Source organism: Streptomyces sp. NPDC006624 (genome assembly GCF_040611555.1).
Lineage (GTDB): Bacteria > Actinomycetota > Actinomycetes > Streptomycetales > Streptomycetaceae > Streptomyces.
The window spans coordinates 90,168-105,913 of the sequence record NZ_JBEXOM010000015.1 but is presented as its reverse complement, the minus strand read 5'-3'; the positions used below and the strand labels follow the sequence as shown (position 1 = coordinate 105,913).

The 15,746-nt window shown below is 69.6% G+C and carries 17 protein-coding genes; 5 read left to right on the top strand and 12 right to left on the bottom strand.

Going from position 1 to position 15,746, the window contains the following annotated elements:
• Window positions 1-11: 11 nt before the first annotated feature.
• Together ABZY20_RS25665 and ABZY20_RS25660 are read right to left on the bottom strand one after the other, a co-directional pair.
• Window positions 12-1,229: a hypothetical protein gene (locus tag ABZY20_RS25665; protein WP_356444037.1), complete on the bottom strand. Its 1,218-nt coding sequence runs from the start codon at window positions 1,227-1,229 to the stop codon at window positions 12-14.
• Window positions 1,226-2,311, bottom strand: a complete 1,086-nt coding sequence (locus ABZY20_RS25660; RefSeq protein ID WP_319593811.1) for a ParA family protein — start codon at window positions 2,309-2,311, stop codon at window positions 1,226-1,228. Before ABZY20_RS25660 ends, ABZY20_RS25665 begins: the two co-directional genes overlap by 4 nt.
• A 739-nt stretch (window positions 2,312-3,050) precedes the next feature.
• Between ABZY20_RS25660 and ABZY20_RS25655 the strand changes: the two genes are divergently transcribed.
• Window positions 3,051-3,878 (top strand): sugar nucleotide-binding protein, encoded by an 828-nt coding sequence (locus ABZY20_RS25655; protein WP_356444035.1) that lies wholly within the window; start codon window positions 3,051-3,053, stop codon window positions 3,876-3,878.
• 108 nt (window positions 3,879-3,986) lie between these two features.
• Here ABZY20_RS25655 and ABZY20_RS25650 read toward each other — a convergent pair whose 3' ends face one another.
• The 5 genes from ABZY20_RS25650 to ABZY20_RS25630 form a co-directional block, all read right to left on the bottom strand.
• The gene (locus ABZY20_RS25650; RefSeq protein WP_356444034.1) at window positions 3,987-4,802 is read right to left on the bottom strand and encodes a hypothetical protein; all 816 of its coding nucleotides are present in this window, start codon (window positions 4,800-4,802) and stop codon (window positions 3,987-3,989) included.
• A complete protein-coding gene (locus ABZY20_RS25645; protein ID WP_356444033.1) occupies window positions 4,799-7,690 on the bottom strand; it encodes a DEAD/DEAH box helicase in 2,892 nt (963 codons plus the stop codon). The genes ABZY20_RS25650 and ABZY20_RS25645 overlap by 4 nt, the downstream gene beginning before the upstream one ends.
• 273 nt (window positions 7,691-7,963) lie before the next feature.
• Window positions 7,964-8,416: a hypothetical protein gene (locus tag ABZY20_RS25640; RefSeq protein ID WP_319593807.1), complete on the bottom strand. Its 453-nt coding sequence runs from the start codon at window positions 8,414-8,416 to the stop codon at window positions 7,964-7,966.
• A 178-nt stretch (window positions 8,417-8,594) separates the two neighbouring features.
• A complete protein-coding gene (locus ABZY20_RS25635; RefSeq protein WP_356444031.1) occupies window positions 8,595-9,062 on the bottom strand; it encodes an NUDIX domain-containing protein in 468 nt (155 codons plus the stop codon).
• Window positions 9,063-9,221: 159 nt separating this feature from the next.
• A complete protein-coding gene (locus tag ABZY20_RS25630; RefSeq protein ID WP_356444029.1) occupies window positions 9,222-9,560 on the bottom strand; it encodes a hypothetical protein in 339 nt (112 codons plus the stop codon).
• Window positions 9,561-9,753: 193 nt separating this feature from the next.
• Between ABZY20_RS25630 and ABZY20_RS25625 the strand changes: the two genes are divergently transcribed.
• Complete coding sequence (locus ABZY20_RS25625) at window positions 9,754-10,089, top strand: hypothetical protein (protein ID WP_356444027.1); 336 nt, start codon at window positions 9,754-9,756, stop codon at window positions 10,087-10,089.
• A 266-nt stretch (window positions 10,090-10,355) separates the two neighbouring features.
• Here the strand turns inward: ABZY20_RS25625 and ABZY20_RS25620 are convergent, their stop codons facing one another.
• The 3 genes from ABZY20_RS25620 to ABZY20_RS25610 all read right to left on the bottom strand — a co-directional run bounded on the left by ABZY20_RS25620 (window position 10,356) and on the right by ABZY20_RS25610 (window position 12,875).
• On the bottom strand, window positions 10,356-11,024 hold the full coding sequence (locus tag ABZY20_RS25620; protein ID WP_356444026.1) for a WbqC family protein: 669 nt from the start codon (window positions 11,022-11,024) through the stop codon (window positions 10,356-10,358).
• A 64-nt stretch (window positions 11,025-11,088) separates the two neighbouring features.
• A complete protein-coding gene (locus ABZY20_RS25615) occupies window positions 11,089-11,754 on the bottom strand; it encodes a YdcF family protein (RefSeq protein WP_356444024.1) in 666 nt (221 codons plus the stop codon).
• A 17-nt stretch (window positions 11,755-11,771) separates the two neighbouring features.
• Window positions 11,772-12,875 (bottom strand): hypothetical protein, encoded by a 1,104-nt coding sequence (locus ABZY20_RS25610; RefSeq protein ID WP_356444022.1) that lies wholly within the window; start codon window positions 12,873-12,875, stop codon window positions 11,772-11,774.
• 159 nt (window positions 12,876-13,034) lie between these two features.
• On the opposite strand from ABZY20_RS25610, the gene ABZY20_RS25605 reads away from it, so the two are divergent.
• The 3 genes from ABZY20_RS25605 to ABZY20_RS25595 are packed head-to-tail and all read left to right on the top strand — an operon-like array spanning window position 13,035 to window position 14,340.
• Window positions 13,035-13,463: a hypothetical protein gene (locus tag ABZY20_RS25605; protein WP_356444020.1), complete on the top strand. Its 429-nt coding sequence runs from the start codon at window positions 13,035-13,037 to the stop codon at window positions 13,461-13,463.
• Window positions 13,464-13,471: 8 nt separating this feature from the next.
• Window positions 13,472-13,873, top strand: coding sequence for an ATP-binding protein (locus tag ABZY20_RS25600; RefSeq protein ID WP_264923891.1), 402 nt, complete (start codon window positions 13,472-13,474; stop codon window positions 13,871-13,873).
• The gene (locus ABZY20_RS25595) at window positions 13,870-14,340 is read left to right on the top strand and encodes a hypothetical protein (RefSeq protein WP_356444019.1); all 471 of its coding nucleotides are present in this window, start codon (window positions 13,870-13,872) and stop codon (window positions 14,338-14,340) included. The genes ABZY20_RS25600 and ABZY20_RS25595 overlap by 4 nt, the downstream gene beginning before the upstream one ends.
• 151 nt (window positions 14,341-14,491) lie before the next feature.
• Here ABZY20_RS25595 and ABZY20_RS25590 read toward each other — a convergent pair whose 3' ends face one another.
• Window positions 14,492-14,734: a hypothetical protein gene (locus tag ABZY20_RS25590; RefSeq protein WP_356444017.1), complete on the bottom strand. Its 243-nt coding sequence runs from the start codon at window positions 14,732-14,734 to the stop codon at window positions 14,492-14,494.
• 53 nt (window positions 14,735-14,787) lie between these two features.
• Window positions 14,788-15,651, bottom strand: coding sequence for a DNA ligase (locus ABZY20_RS25585; RefSeq protein ID WP_356444015.1), 864 nt, complete (start codon window positions 15,649-15,651; stop codon window positions 14,788-14,790).
• Window positions 15,652-15,746 lie beyond the last annotated feature (95 nt).

Below are 15,746 nucleotides of genomic sequence, written 5' to 3'. Positions count from 1 at the left end.
GCCCACGTCGGCTACTGGATACTCGTTGCCACGCTGCGCGCGAGGAATCCTTCGAAGGCGTCCTGCTCCTGGGCCATGCCGTCAAGGAGGTCCGAGACCGCCACACTCACGATCTCGAAGGGCTGGACCTTCACAGACGGCATGGTCCGCAGCAGCGTCATCAGCCGTGTCAGGAGCGCGTCCCCAGACTCGGTCAGGGGACAGATGGTTCGGCTGTGCCGCAGCTGGGACGCGTACTCGTCATCGGCAATGTAGTTCCGATAGGCGATGGCCCGGTCCGCCAACGCGAAGACGACATCCTTCTCGTCCTCGATGCGTTCCGCGTCAGCCTCTGCGGGATTGAGCGCGGAGAGCGCCCCCTGAAGCGCAGTGTCCACATAGTGTCCCGCGATGAGCCGGGGCGTCGGCATACGCGGCGTGACTCGAGCCATGACCGCCGTATCGATGGCGATCTGAGTGGCGGTTCGCTCAAACGTAAGGCCGTACAGCTGAATGTTCCGCGGCTTCGAATCGTTCTTCTTCACCACCGCGTACGTATTCAGAAGGGATGCATAACGCGGAGCCTTCTCGAACAGTTCCCGCATGCTCTGTTCGCGATTCTCTTGCCGCTGGTCAGCCGTGAAGGGCTTAGAGCTGTTGCGACGCGGTCGTCGCGCCGGCAGACCGGTGGATGCACCCCAACTGGCAACGGCATGCGTCGACTCTCGACGCGCCACGGCGGCCGACGTCGGGATTGAATCGACGGGCGGAGCTGCTTCCGGAGCTGACCGGCTCGGGATGGGCTCGGCAACCGGAGGCTGGGTGGTTGGGCCAGCGCCCTCGGGCGTGCTTGCCTTCAGCTCGCTGCGAACATCAGCTTCCGCCGGAGCCGCGAGAAGGGTGTCGGCAGGGATCTCGGTGCTGGCCGGGGGGACAGCTGGTGCCTTGAGTTCCTGCTCAGCGGGAGTTTGGGGGGCAGACCCCGGCTCTTCGACGGGCTGGTGAGGTACCAGCGGAGGTTTCGACTCGACCGGGCTCTCGACAGCCGGTGAGGACGCTACAGGTGCCGCCCCGAAGACGTCTGCGGGCAGACCCGGTGTCAGCTCTTCGTCTTCGTCGACGTCACCGAAGCCGCCGAAGTCGAGGTCGGGCATCTTCAGGTTGGATGCTCCCTTGCCTTGCGTCGCGGAACCTCCTCGTGACCTCCCCGAGCCCTTCTTGGCCGAATCCTTGCTGGGCCCGCTGCTCATGCGGTGGCCTCCTTCAGCTGCTGGTTACGGGCACGGACCCTGGTGATTACCGCGCGAGCCATGGCTGCGTGGTCGTTTGCGAGCTCAATGGCCCGCTTGGCGTCAATGAGGCGTCCGTTCTCATCCCTGGGACGCTCCGCGACCTCTCCTGTTCGCGGGTCAATCCACTGACCAGCGGCCGCCCGAGCGAACTCGTGGGCGAGCATGCCGGAGTTGCGAGCCTCTTTAGCTAGTACGCGGCCTTCGCGAACATAGTCCTCGAGGATGACATCGGGTGAGACGTTGTACTGCTGGAGAGCCCTGCCGAGCTTCTGCCAGACGATGGTCAGGTCGCTGGTGGGCTTCCCCTGTACCTTCCTGAAGCCCAGGAAGCACATGGCCGCCACGCCGAGTTCAGGGTTGGTCTTACGGGTGCTCTTGGCCAACACAGCGAGGTTCGCAAGACCGCTGACAGACGCGTTATCTGAGTCCATCAACGGAGCAGTGAGGTGCGTCGCCGCGGCCAGGCCGAGTTGCTGCAGACTCCGATCGCCAGGCGAGAAGTCGATGACGATCCAGCGGTACAGATGGCTGATCTGAGCCAACAGGAGAGCGAGCAAGAGGTGGGCAGCCCGCCCGTGCGTGGCAACAAGTGCCCCTAGTGCATCAGTGATCCGCGCGTTGTTGGCGCCGGCAGGGACAACATGCAGGAACTGGCGATCAGTCTTGATGACGTGGAGGGGCCCGTCATTGGTGACAGCACTTGCGAGGGCCGCACCCCTGTCGTTGAACTTGGAGCGGGCAAGGCCGAAGTCGTGAGAGAGGCCGTCGCCTTGAAGGTCGAGCTCGAGATGCAGGATCGGCAGTGCCTTCTTTCCCTGCTCCGCAAGCTTCTCCTGCTCTGCAGCGAGCATGCCTGCCATGTTCGCAGAGAGGGTCGTCTTCCCCTGCCCTCCCTTGCCGATGGTGACCCCGATGACGTTCCGAAGGTAGGGGCGAATCTGGCGCACCACCTCGGCCAGCATCTCATCGTGCTCATCTTCGTAATGAGCCGGGAAGCGTCGCACTACCTCCAGACGACTCTTCAAGTCCGTGAAGCTCACGAGCTCCAGTAGGTCATCAAGCGTCCTCTGTACGGGTGCATCCAAGGACTCGTCCAAGGCTCCTCCACTGATCTCTGATGCGTCAGGGTGCACACGTCGGTGCTCGTGAAGAAAGCGTCCTCATCGTGCATGTACCCCTTCGGTTGCATCGGGCACGGTACACGGAGACGGTCACGCGTGTCACGCACCGTTAGAGGGGTGGCGGCGCAGGCTCCTTCGCTTCGAAGCTCCATGCTGGACTCCCCGGACCGCGCGGCCCCCCTCCTCGCCGACCTCCCCCTCTGCTGGTGGGTAGGTTCAAATGGTTCCTGCTGGGTGAATGTGTAAGTGAATAAAGATTGTGATTCTGTGAAAGTGCAGGTCAGGGCGGGTGTCGACTCAGACTCGAGTCTGTCGGGGCTCGGCTGGTGCGTCGTTCTCCATCCTGCAGTGGGCAGCGATGTGCCAGGATCCGCACTGCTGACCGCGCAACGGGGCCTTCACAAAGGCGCAATCTTTATTCACTTACACATTCACCGGCGCTCGAACATGCAGCTCTGCAAGGGATGACCGAGCAGCGGACGGGTGCGACACCCTCGAAGGTCGCCACCGGAGCACATCTCGCTGTCGTCTGCGGTGCACGCAGTCAGGGCGGCAGGGTGTGATGGTTGCCGAGCTGAACCAGCTCAGCAAATGCCGCCAGGCGCAGGCATCTGCAATCGCCTCCGCAATGCGGCCCGGCCGTCTACGGTTACGAAACATGACGGTCCTGATTGTCGGTGGCAGCGGGTTTCTCGGAGCTGAGTTGGTGCGCCAGGCGGCGGCAGGCGGTCGGACCGTCGCGGCCACCTACGCGACCAGGCCGGGTAGTTCCCCTGTCACATGGCACGCCCTGGACCTGCGCGACCCCGATCGTGCGGACGCTGTGGTCGCCGAGGCTGTGCCGAGCGTGATTATCAATGCGACCAGCGGAGGGGCGGATTGGGAGGTCACGGCCGAGGGGCCGGCGCGTCTGGCACTGGCAGCGGCGAGGTACGGCTGTCGGTTGGTTCACGTCAGTAGTGACGCAGTCTTCTCTGGCACTCGTGGTGGCCTCTACGACGAGATCTGCCATCCCGACCCGGTCAGCCCATACGGCGCCGCGAAGGCCGCGGCCGAGACCAGCGTCCGCTACCTGACGCCCGACGCGGTCATCGGGCGGACCTCGCTCATCATCGGGGGCATCGGCTCTGAGCACGTCCGCCTCGTTCACGACCTCGTGGCCGGCCGTCGGAGCGGCGTGCTCTTCACCGACGACTTTCGCTGTCCCGTCCACGTTGGCGATCTGGCGGCGGCCCTGCTGGAACTTGCCGCTTCCGACGAGCGTGGTGTGCATCATCTCGGGGGTGCGCACGCGGTCAGCCGGCACGACCTTGGGCTGCTCATCGCCCAGCGTGACGGGCTCGACGCCTCTCGGCTGGTTCCGGGCCTGCGGGCTGACACGGCGCTTCCCGGTGCTCTCGACGTTCGTCTCGACAGCCGTGCTACCCAGCGCAAGCTACGGATCCCGCTGCGCGGCGCTCGCGACTTCCTCGCCGCCAAGACCTGAGCGCCAGGGGGCCCTCTGGCCGGAGAGGCTTCGCGTGCCGGCTCGTCCCGCCCCATCACGGGCCGAACCGGTTCGGTGAAGCCCCGGCTGCCCTTGCCGTGCCGACGGTCAGCGGGCGTTTCGTCCCGCTGACCGTCGGCCGTGGAGCAGTGTGTGGGCTCGTTGGCCGGCCTCGTTGACGAGGAGGATCGCGGCTGCCGGGTTGAGGCCTTCAGGGCCAGGGAATCTGCGCCACTTCGTCGTCGTGGCGTGATGCGGCGGAGGTGGCGCAGGAAGGTGTGCCGGAGGCCCGGATCGGGTGTAGACGGCGTGCGCGTCGACGACCGGCGCAGCGGGGGAGCGTGAGCTGCAGGGCGGCGTGTTGGCGGAGTCGAAGAAGGCTGTGGGTTCCAGGCCGCGGAGCAGGAGGAGGTTCAAGGGCTCGGTGTCGAGGCAGTGGGCGTAGTGGTGGAGCACGGCGGCGGTGTGCTTGCACAGGGCGTGGGTGTGGCGGCAGGGGCAGTGGGCGTTGACTGCGCCGGCGGAGGGGTACAGGTGGATGCCGCCGTTCCGGGCGGCGGCGTTGAGGTCGTGGAGGACCTGTTGGGCGGTCTGGGCCGGGTAGAGGTGGGCCCGGTCGTCGGATAGGGCGCGCAGGGTGGTCCAGGCGGTGGGGGCGAGGGGGGTGATGTGGATGGTGACGATGCGCTCCAGGGCCCCGTCTTGGAGGGCGGCTGCGATGTCGCCGGGGCGGACGGTGAGGTGGCGGACGGCGCCTTGGCGGGCGTGGGCGCGGCCGCGGGTGAGGCGGGCCCGGGCCGCGGGGGTGTCGGCGAGTTCTTCGACGGCGGCGGCCCAGGCGTGGCCGGCGGGGGAGTGGGGGCCTTGCGGGTCGAGGGGCGTGCTGGTGCGGAAGACGTGGGCAGGACCGTAGAAGGGGGTCATCGGAGCTTCACGAGGTCGGCGAGTTCGGTGTCGGACAGTTCGGTCAGGGCGGCTGGTCCGTGGGCGAGGACCGTCTCGGCGAGGGCTCGTTTGGCGTGGAGCATGGTGTGGATCGACTCCTCGAGGGTGCCTTCGGCGGTGAGCCGGTGGATCTGGACGGGACGGGTCTGGCCGATGCGGTGGGCGCGGTCGCTGGCCTGGTCTTCGACGGCGGGGTTCCACCAGCGGTCGAAGTGGATGACGTGCTCGGCGCGGGTCAGGGTGAGGCCGGTGCCGGCGGCCTTGAGGGAGAGCAGGAAGACCGGGACGTCACCGGACTGGAAGTCGGTGACCATGGCGTCGCGTTGGTGCACCGGGGTGGCGCCATGGAGGAAGAGGGCGGGGACGCCGCGGCGGGCCAGGTGGTGCTGGAGCAGGCGGGCCATAGCTGCGTACTGGCTGAAGACGAGGACGGACTGCTCCTCGGCGAGGATGACATCCAACAGGTCGTCGAGAAGGGCGAGTTTGCCCGAGCGGCCCGGGAGGCGGGCGGATCCGGGGTCTTCCTTGCCGTAGTGGGCGGGGTGGTTGCAGATCTGCTTGAGGGCGGTCAGCAGGGAGAGGATCAGACTCCGGCGCTTGACGCCCTTGCTGTCGCTGATCTTGTCGAGGGTCTCGCGGACGACCGCCTCATACAGGCCGGCCTGCTCCCGGGTGAGCGCCACAGTGTGATCGCTGACGGTCTTCGGCGGGAGCTCGGGAGCGACGCCCGGATCGCTCTTACGCCGCCGCAGCAGGAAAGGACGTACGACGGCGGCCAGCCGCTCGGCGGCGCGGGGATCGCTGCCCGACTCGATCGGGCGTCCGTAGCGGCTGCGGAAGCGTTTGAGTGGACCGAACAGGCCGGGCACGGCCCAGTCGAGGATGGACCACAGCTCGGAGAGGTTGTTCTCGACGGGCGTCCCGGTCAGCGCGACGCGGGCTCGGGCGCCGATGGCGGACAGCGCCTTGGTGGTGGAGGAGTAGGGGTTCTTCATGTGCTGGGCCTCGTCCGCGGCCATCAGCGACCAGCCGACAGCGGCGAGGAGTTCGCGGTCCTGACGCAAGGTGGCGTAGGTGGTGACGACGATCGCGTCGCGTTGGAGGAGTTCGAGGCTGCGCCCGGGACCGTGATAGCGGCGGACGGGCGTATCCGGGGCGAACTTCGCGGCCTCCCCGGCCCACGTGCCCAACAACGTGGCCGGTGCGACGACCAGGGTCGGGCCGGCCAGGTGCGGCTGCTCCTGCCGGCGCAGATGCAGCGCAATGAGGGTGATCGTCTTGCCCAGGCCCATGTCGTCGGCCAGGCAGGCCCCGATGCCCGCCGACGTGAGCCGTTCCAGCCAGGCCAGACCCGTCCGCTGGTAGGGGCGCAGCGTGGCCTTCAGAGCCGCGGGCACGATCACGTCGTCCGGACCCGGATGGGGAGCGGTGAGCAGGGAGTGCGCGTCCGCGAGCCAGCCGTGCACGGTGACAGGAACGTCGTGGCCGTCGAGGTCGACGCTGCCGGTCAGCGCAGCGGCCAGGGCCTCGTCACCGGTCAGCGGGCCCAGCTCCCGGCGGCGCAGACGCCGCAGCATCGACGCGTCCAGCAGGACCCACTGATCCCGAAGGCGCACCAACGGACGCTGCGCACGGGCGAGCTGGTCCATTTCCTGCTCGGACAGGTCTTTGCCGCCCAGGCAGAGCTGGTACCGGAAGGACAGCAGCTGGCCCAGGCTCAGCAGCGGCCCCCGGGCCGTGGAGGGCCGCGGGCGGGGTGCGAGCGCGGCCCGGGAGGTGAGTTCGCTGATGACGGCCTTGGGCCAGTGCACCGCGATGCCCGCGTCCGCCAGCAGCGGGACGGCGTCGCCCATCAGCGCCCGCAGTTCCTCCGCGTCGCACAGCAGCTTGTCGGGCACTCGCCCGCGGGCCAGCCGGCGCAGCGGAGGCCAGGCGCGGGCTCCGCGCTCAAGGACCTCGCGGACCTCGGCCCGGGCCGCCTCCACACCCCTGCCCCACGGCACCGACGGCGGCGCAGAACGCCACAGCTGGTCCGCGTCGCGGACCACGGTCGGATCGTCTGGGTCGTGGACCTGCAGCACCACCGGCACCCCGGCCAGGCCGAACTCGTCGAGACCGTCACCACCCTCGAGGTTGCAGCCGTCCACGGCCGGGCCAGAATCGATGTCGTTGCCGTCGCCCGGCCAGTCCAGGTCGACCCGCAGCGACAGCGGAGTTCTCCCTTCGCGGGCCGCGGCCACGTCCCGGGTCCACACCGCCAGATGCGGCACATGATGGACGGCGGTGTCGGTGTACGGGCCGGGGACGAGCGGCGCGGAAACGGGGGAGCGCACCATCGCGTCGGCGACCGCGTCCAGGAACGACCGCACGGTGTGCGCCGGCTCCAGCAGACCAAGCCCGCTGGCGGCCGGCGCCGGTGTATACGCGGTAGCAGGCATCGCCTGCACCAAGGCCTGGAGCACCGCCTCGTCCTCGGCCGACAACGGCCCCGCCACCCAGGCGTCGAAGCCGCCCGGCGACAGCCCGGGCAGCAGCCGGCCGCGCGCCACCAGATCCAGTGCGAACATCGCCGCCGCACCCCAGAACACCGTCGACTCGTGCCCCCGCTCACGGCGCCGCGCACTGACCAGCACCGGCAGCGCGTCCAGCACCGGCAGCGTCCACCCCCGCACGCTGCCGCGGCACAAGGACCCCCGCATCCGGATCACCGGGACCTGCTCCTGCAACAGCGCGGTGTGCGGGACCTTCAGGTCCTCGGGCCTGCCCATCGACGAGTGCGGCCGCCAGAACGACACCGTGGCGCCGCGCGGCGGATCAGACGGCCAGAACGCCGTGCCGTAGTCCGCCAGTTCACGCTGGACCGCCACCGGCCCTCCTCGCTCGCACACCCGGCCGGGCCAGTATCGACCCCGAAACCGCGAAACCTGACGAAACCAGGGAAAGTCCACCTGAAGGAGTCAGGCCCGTGGTAGCGCCCTGACGTGCGACGACCGGACCCATGCTTCGGCCCGGCCAGCCTCAACAACCGGCCGCGATACGCCCCGCGTGACCCCCCGCGCACCAGCGTGATCTGTCCAGTCCCTGACGGCCCCGCCCATCGGGCATACCCGGAGCGGAGCCGCCGTCGTCCGAGGCCGCATCTACCGCATCGCCGCGTAGTCCTTCGGTGCCTTGCGGAGGATCTCGAGCATCTGGGCCTCGGTCAGTTCCCGGTCCCGGAAGGCCACTGCGGACGAGCTCGCGATCTTCTGGAACAGGATTTCAGCAGGGATCGGCGGAAGGCCGGCGAACAGAGGGTGATGCTCCGGCCCGGCGCCTTCGCTGAACTCGCGGTGCAGCAACCACACCGCCTCGGCGAACATGGGGTACGCGGTCTCGCGCTTGCTCCACAGGCACCGCAGCGCGTCGCCGCCGAAGTCCCGCTTGATGAAGCCCCAGACGTACGACATCTCGGCCGTCTTGTCCGGGTGCCTGTCGTCGTTCAGGTACAGGACCCACTCGTTCAGAATCTCCCAGCGCAGCGCGCTGACGATCACGCTGGTCGGCGCCTCGCTCGGTCGTAAGTTGGCGGCAGGCTCATCATCAAAGGTCATCCGCTGACGGTAGCGAGAAGGACCCCCGCCCCGCCACGGCGCCCGCTCGTCACCACGAACCATCGACTCCGCACCGGCAGGAGGCGGCGCAGACACCTGTTCGCCTCTGTTCCCCTACACAGCCCATGAACGGTCGTCGCGCCCGTGCCACGGAAAAGTCAGTGCTGGTGCCCCGCGCTCACTCCAGGACCACCGGACGTTCCGGCACGCCGTGTTCGAGGAACTTCTCGACCACAGCGGCGAGGCCACGGGGATAGACCGTTTCACAGGTGGCACGCAGTTCGTCCAGCGGCCACCAGCGGTGATCTCGGATGTTGTCCCGCTGCGTGGCGCGGTCCGGGTTGATGTCGCCGGCCGTCAGACGAGCAGGGAAGTAGCGCTCGACCTGGCGGACCGTGCGGCCGCCGACCATGTGCTCCCGGCTGCGCTGCGCGAGCTGCGCCTCCACGGTGACGGCCTCCTTGGCGACGCCGAGCTCTTCGCCGAGCTCGCGTACCGCGGCAGCCGCATAGGTCTCGCCTCTCGTCACAGCGCCGCCAGGAGTTGCCCAAAAACCACCATTCTCGTCATACCGCAGCAGCAGCACACGCTGGTCGTCATCGAGAACGATGACCCGAGCAGCTTCTCGAACAGGAACGGCAGTCATGCTGTCCACACTGGCAGCCCCGCTCGACCGGGCCGCCCCCGGCTGCACGATGTCCAGGCCCGCGGCGATCTTCCCTCGTCCCGTCCCGGGCCGGCGGAGACCCGGCCTGTGTGAGCGTTCGGCTCGTACACGACGCGAAGCAGGACCACGGCAACAACGTCACCTGTACGGCTCATCGTCTTCTTCGGGCACGACAAGCCCCAGCTCGGGGTCCACCGGCAGGGGAGAGACGATGAAGCCCTTCTCCACTCGCCAGCCGACGCGCTCGACGGTCCGTACTGGCGCGGGAAGGAGCTCCCCGATCAACCTCTCCAGCGACGGGTCATCGCCGAGGTCACCAGGATCGGCGACGACCACCACGTTGTGGCATCCCTCGAACCCGACATGCCAGGGCTTCAGATCGCGGTGCATTGCCCGGGGCGCGCTGGACAGGTCGACGTACATGTCCACTTCCCCGGCCAGAGTCGAGGCGATGACGTCGCGCGGACTGATCTCCACTGCTGCAGCTCCATCAGATCGGACGAGGAGAAGCGCGGGACTGCGGGACTGTCACCGCCCTGCCCATCCTTGCGCACCGGAGAGGCATCCGGAGCCCGATCTGACAGGAGCACCACCCGGCGGCCGAGAGTGCGGAATCCTCCCTCACCCCACAACACATGCACGCTCGCACAGCAGAGACCAGGATCGCCTTATGCGATGGACGAGGCCTCCTGCTGGCACCGGCAGGGTGTACGCGCTGGTGGACCCGAGGACCGACGAGACGCGGTACATCGGCCAGAGCGTCCAGCCCCTGGGAGTACGCCTTGGCGGCCATCGCAAGCACCCCTCCCCACGGATACGGAAGTGGCTGGACGAACTCCGCATTGAAGGGCTGGACCCTCAGATCGTGGTCGTCCGTGACCACGTTCCGTATGCCGATCTGGACCATGCAGAACAAGAGGCGATCGCGGCTGCTGGACTTGAGGGCAAACGGCTGCTCAACATCATGTTCGCGGGGGGAACCAGGCTCCTCCCCGAGACGGAGTGAGGGACAGCCCCGCTGCCGAGCTGAAGGAGTCCGGCCCGCCCGACGCCCGCGCCCGCGGACCTCGCTGCGTGAACGCCCTCGGCGGCGGCATCGACAAGGCTGCGCTCCTCTGCGCACTCGGCCGCATCCCGGCACCCGGCGGACGGCTGGTGATCACCGCCGCTGCGGCCCGGCACCACGCCACCCCGGCAGGACCAGGCGAAAGACGGGGCCGGTGACGCTCCGGCACCTCGGACCGCGCGCCTCGGATCAGGGGAGCGGCCGGGTCAGACCTCCAGCATGGCCTCGGGCGCCGCGGCGAGTGCGCGGCAGCGGGCGGCCACGGCCTGCGGACCGAGCGCCGCCAGCGCCCACAGGACGCTGACCCGCCGGCCGGTGGACCAGATACCGGTCGCCGGCGGCCGGAACGGGAGGACGGCGATGTCCTGTGCCTCGAACGGCGCGGGGTCGAGGTAGGTCATGCCGCCCGTCCCGCACAGGTACGTGCGGGCACCGGTCGCGGCGGCCAGGTCGGCGAGCCGCTGGGAGCGGCCCGGCCGGGCGGGCAGGTCGCTGCTGGTCAGGACCTGCCCGCGCCAGCCGAGCAGGTCAAGCAGGAGACGGGTGGACGTCTCGGCGACGACCGCGGTCCGTTCGGTGGCGAAGGCGCCCCGCACCGGAGCCAGAGCCTGGGCGAGGACCGGCCAGTGGGGGCTGTTCCCGTAGTGCTGGCGCAGCATGCCTTCGGTCCTGCGGCGTGCGAGAACTGGATCGTCGATCAGCGCGTCCCGGATGAGGGTGGAGCGACCGCTGGGCAGGCGGGTGGGAATGGTCAGCCACCGCTGGCGGGCCGGGTCGTCGAGGTCGGCGAGACGGGCCCGGTGCTGGTAGTCGCGGCGGGTGAACTGGACGTCATCCAGGACGATCCAGGTATCCGCCGCGAACAGCTTGGCCACCGTGCTCAGCCGGGGAAAGATGTTCGGCTGATGGATCGCGCACAGCCCGCCCAGCGCGGGCAGCTCACGCGATGAGGCGGCTGGTGAAGCCGTCGCGGATGAGGGACTCGTACGCGGCATGCACGTCCTCCGGGACCTCCTGGGCGATGGCGAAGCCGAGCTTCGGATACTCGATGACCCGCTGGAGGTCGCCGACGAGCATGTCCAGCACGAGCTTCTCGTCGCCGATGGACTTCAGGTAGTCGTCGAACTCCAGCGGCTCCGACGCGCACCGGATGTCGACGTCGGGCCACAGCTTGCGGGCGGTCGCGAACGACCGCCGTTCCATGTAGGGCTTGGAGACCAGCAGCACCGTCGCGGGGCGGATGCCGGCGGCGGCGAGGACCTCGCGGGAGAGGGTGATGTTCTGCCCGGTGTTCGCCGCGTTCGGCTCGAGCAGGATCGCCTCGGCGGGGACGCCGAGCTCGATGGCGTGCTCGCGGAAGTGGACGGCCTCACCCCGGGGGAACACCTTGGCGGTGGTGGGGCTGTTGCCGCCGGTGAACACCAGGGTGGGGAAGAAACCGGCGCGGTACAGCTCGGCGGAGTGCGTGGCGACGCCGAGGTCGTGGCTGCCCAGTCCGATCGCCGCATCGACGGGCCGCAACTCGTGGTGCATCTGGTGGTAGTCCCAGATCAGCTTGGCCCGGCGCCACTGGTCCTCGGTGATGGCCTGCTGGTCGTTGCTCACGCGTGTGTTCTCCCTGGTCACCGTTGCCGGGGGCCGGTCGGCCCCTCGCTCATGGCCCTGATGCCCTCGATGCTGCGCAGTTGGTGCACGAGTCCGTACTGCGCGGCCTGCCTGGCGGCCTGATCGAGGACGAGGTGTCCATCATCCCGGGTCGCCGGATCGGAGAGCAGGATGTGGCCCTGGGCGGTGTCCAGTCGCACGCGTTGCATCGGTGACTCGGTGGTTCCGCTGCTGCGGGCGATGTCGATGAAGTGCAGGGCCTGGGTGAGGTCGCCGGCGCCGCGGCGGGCCAGGGCGAGTTTCTGGTGGGCGACCGACCAGTCGTCGGGTTCGGTCAGGTCTTCGAAGTCGCGGGTGGCGGCCTGCATGACGCGGGTCGCGTAGTCGTGCTGGCCGTCCTTGCTCAGTGAGGTGCCCACCCACAGCCTCGCGCGGGCGCGGTCGCGGCGGGAGAGCCGGTCGTCGACGGCGAGGGTTTCGTAGTGGCGGGCGGCGAGCTCCAGCTTGCCGGACATCTCGGTGACGACCGCGAGGGACAGGTCGAGCTGGGCGACGCGGCGGGGGATGTCGAGCTGGGTGAAGATGGCGCGGGCGTCGGCGTAGGAGCGGCGGGCGGAGAGCGGGCCGAGGACGGCGCCCTGGTCGCGTTTGAGGTCGCCGAGCAGAGCGGTGGACCGGGCGAAGAGATACAGGCCCTTCTCGTCCAGCTCGGACGCCTGGAACCGGGTGAGCCACCGGTTCAGGAGGCTGTCGGCGAAGGTGAAGTTCTGCCTGGACAGGGCGACCACGACGCGGTCGAGGTCGTCGGCCCAGCTCTCGTACTCCCAGGCTCTGGGACCAGAAGCGGTGACGCGAGGCCGGTCGGCGCTCGGCCCGGTGCTGGTCATCTCGGACAGGATCGTCTCGAAGCGCAGGTGGACGGCGGCGTCCGCGCGGCTGAGGGCGGTGTCCAAGATGGCCTGGGTGTCGGGACGGGGCGCGGTGTCGGTGAGCTTGCTCTCCCACTTGGACACGGTCGCGACGGCCAGGCCGAGCTGCTGGGCGAAGGCCCGCACGCTCAGGCGCAGAGCGCCCCGCAGGGCCTTGGCCTCCAGGCCGGTCCAGTGGTGCACCGTCGCCACGCGTCGTCACTCCCTTCCACCCGTCATCGAAGCACGGTCCGTGCAGCCGGCGGGACGGAAGTGGAACGGAAGTAGAACGACGGGTGGTTGGCGACAAGTTGGACAGCGGCCACGCTCAGAGCGTCACTTCTCTGTCGAGCCTTCTGGATGGTCCCCAGCATGGAACCCCTCACCGAGCAGCGCCAGGTCAACGGCCCGGTCGTGTACGGCCTTCTGCGGCTGGTGCGGGTCTCCCCGGCGCGGCAGGAGGCGCTGGTCGGCTCGCTCGCCGAGTACTGCCGCAGTCACGAACTGCAGCTGTCGGGCGTTTTCACCGACCGGGACACGGCGGCGGGCGCCGCGTCGGCGGCGTTCACCGGGCTGCTGGACGTGCTCGCGCTGCCGGACGTCTACGGCGTGATCGCCCCGGCCATGTCGCACCTGGGACCGAAGGCCATAGCCGCCGAACGCAGGCGGCGGATCGAGGCGGCCGGCTCACGGCTGCTGCTGGTCCGCAAGCCTCGGACCACGCACCACGCCGCCGCCCGCACCGGTCCCGTCCGCCACCGCCACCCCGGCACCGCCCGCGTCCTGGACGCCGAGTCATGAGGACCACGATGGCCCTGACGACCCAACAGTTCTTCGAGGCCCGCCCCGAGTCGATCAGCCAGGCAAGATCCTTCACCTCCGAGGCCCTGACCGACTGGGGTCTGCCGGACCGTGTCGAAGACATCCGGCTCTGCGTCTCCGAACTCGCCACCAACGCCATGGTCCACGGCACCGTTCCCGGACACGGCTTCCTGGTCAAGCTCGACGCCCAGGAGGAAACCGTGCGCATGGAAGTGCACGACAGCCGCCGCCGGCACCCCAAGGCCCGGCAGGCCGCCGACACCGACACCTCCGGACGCGGCCTGATCCTCGTGGCCGCGCTCGCCGACGGCTGGGGAGTCCAGGACCGCACCCCGACCGGAAAGATCGTCTGGTGCTGCTTCAAGGCCGCGGGAGGCACGACAGCATGACAGTCCTGCTCACGCCGCCAACCCCTGATCTGCGACTGCTGGTGTCCCTTGCCACCTGGACCTGGGCCGACACCCGCCCGGACGGGCATGAGGCCGCGCACATCCTGATCACCCGCGCTCCCGCCCTGACCGGCTCGGGCACCGCCGAGACGGCCGAGGCCGGGATGCGGCGGTTGTCCGCCAGCTTGGGAGGCCTGACCGGCGCCCGGGAGGTCATTCCGGAGCTGGAGCGCTGCCTGCAGATCGTCGGCGACCAGGTGCTGCTGCACGTGCCCGGGGTCTCTCGCCGGCTCCGGCTGCCCACCCGCCGGCCCTGGACCGAACTGGTCGCACGCAACGCAGAGGCGGTCCTGCTTCTGGGGCTGGATCCGCTGCCGCAGACCGCCGACGCCGCGCGGATCGACGCCTACCTGGATGCCACGCTCGCCACCGACCGGCTGCTCTTCGGCCGAGCCCGAACCCGCTGAACCCGTCAGCTCGACCGCCCGGCCGCAAGCACCCCGGCCGGGGCGACGCAGCGGGCGAATGCTCCAGGCCAGATCTTCTTACGCGGAGCAGCGCCGGTCACCTTCCGACCGCTCGACAACCCGCGGCGCCGACCCGGCAGTCCTCGTCGCCTCACGACCGGAACCCGGCCGGCGGGCTTACCCGCTCACGGGCCAGCCGGCGCACCTGCGCACGAGCGCCCGCCGGGGGAGTGCGGCCCTCCCAGTACGGATGCGCGTCCAGGCGCGCGGACAGCGTGACCAGCCGGCGCCGCAGCGCGGCGTAGGACCCTTCGCCGTGCGCGAGCGCCTGATACGCGCACATCCACTCCACCTGAGTACGTACAAGATCATCAGGGATCGGCTGGTTGCGCATGCCCCTAGTGGATCAGGTGTTCGATTTCGGGGCCAAATCTCGCGCGGGGCGTGTCACAGGAGGTCGGGGCGGACTCGGCGCACCGTCACCGTCGGATGCCGTGTGGCGCCCGCCTCCACTTCAGCGGCAAGTTCCGCGCACCCGCTGTAGGGCACCCCGTCGAGGACCCGGCGGCCGCGCGCCCCGCCCGTCCGCCGGACGTGCGCGGCGACCTCGGCCGACAGCGCCGCCGTCAGCGGCCGCGAGAACCGCACCGCGCCGCTCGGCAGCCGCAGTGCGACCGTCCGCGGCCGTGTCACCGGCCCCGCATACCCGACGATCACCGCGTCCGCCGGCACTGAGGCCCGGACCTTGACCCAGATCCGGCCCGGCCGGTACGGCGATCCCACCCGCTTACACACCACGCCCTCGATGCCGCGTGGCTGCAGCGCGGTGATCCACTCCCGCGCCGTGGACGCGTCCTCGGTCACCGGCACGGCCTGGATCGGCGGCCCGTCCAGCTCCGCCACCAGATCCACCAGCAGCGCCCGCCGCTCCCGCCACGGCCGTCCCCGCACGTCCCCGAGCTCCGGATGCATCAGGACGTCCCAGACCGGCAGCGACGCCGGCAGCCGCTCGGCCAGCTCGGCCGCCCGCGCAGGCGAGGACGACGCCCGCGAGCGCACCGCACCGAAATCCACCCGGCCGCCCCGCCAGATCACACACTCGCCGTCCAGCACCGTGCCCGGCCGCAGAGCCATCCCGGCCGCCGCCAGATCCGGCCACGCCGCCGTCACATCCCGCCCGCTGCGCGACTGCAACCGCACCCCTGAAGTTCCGCGCCACAAGACCACCCGGTCACCGTCGAACTTCCACTCGAACGCCCAGCCCGCCCCGGCGGGCAGCTCGCTCGCCATCCCCGCCTCAGCCACCTGCACCGGAAAGTCCACAGCCTCAGCACAGCCGACCCTCGGCTGCCCCGCACGGGCACGCGCCCGCCCGGCGGATCCCCGGACCGAGCCGGCCGCGCACA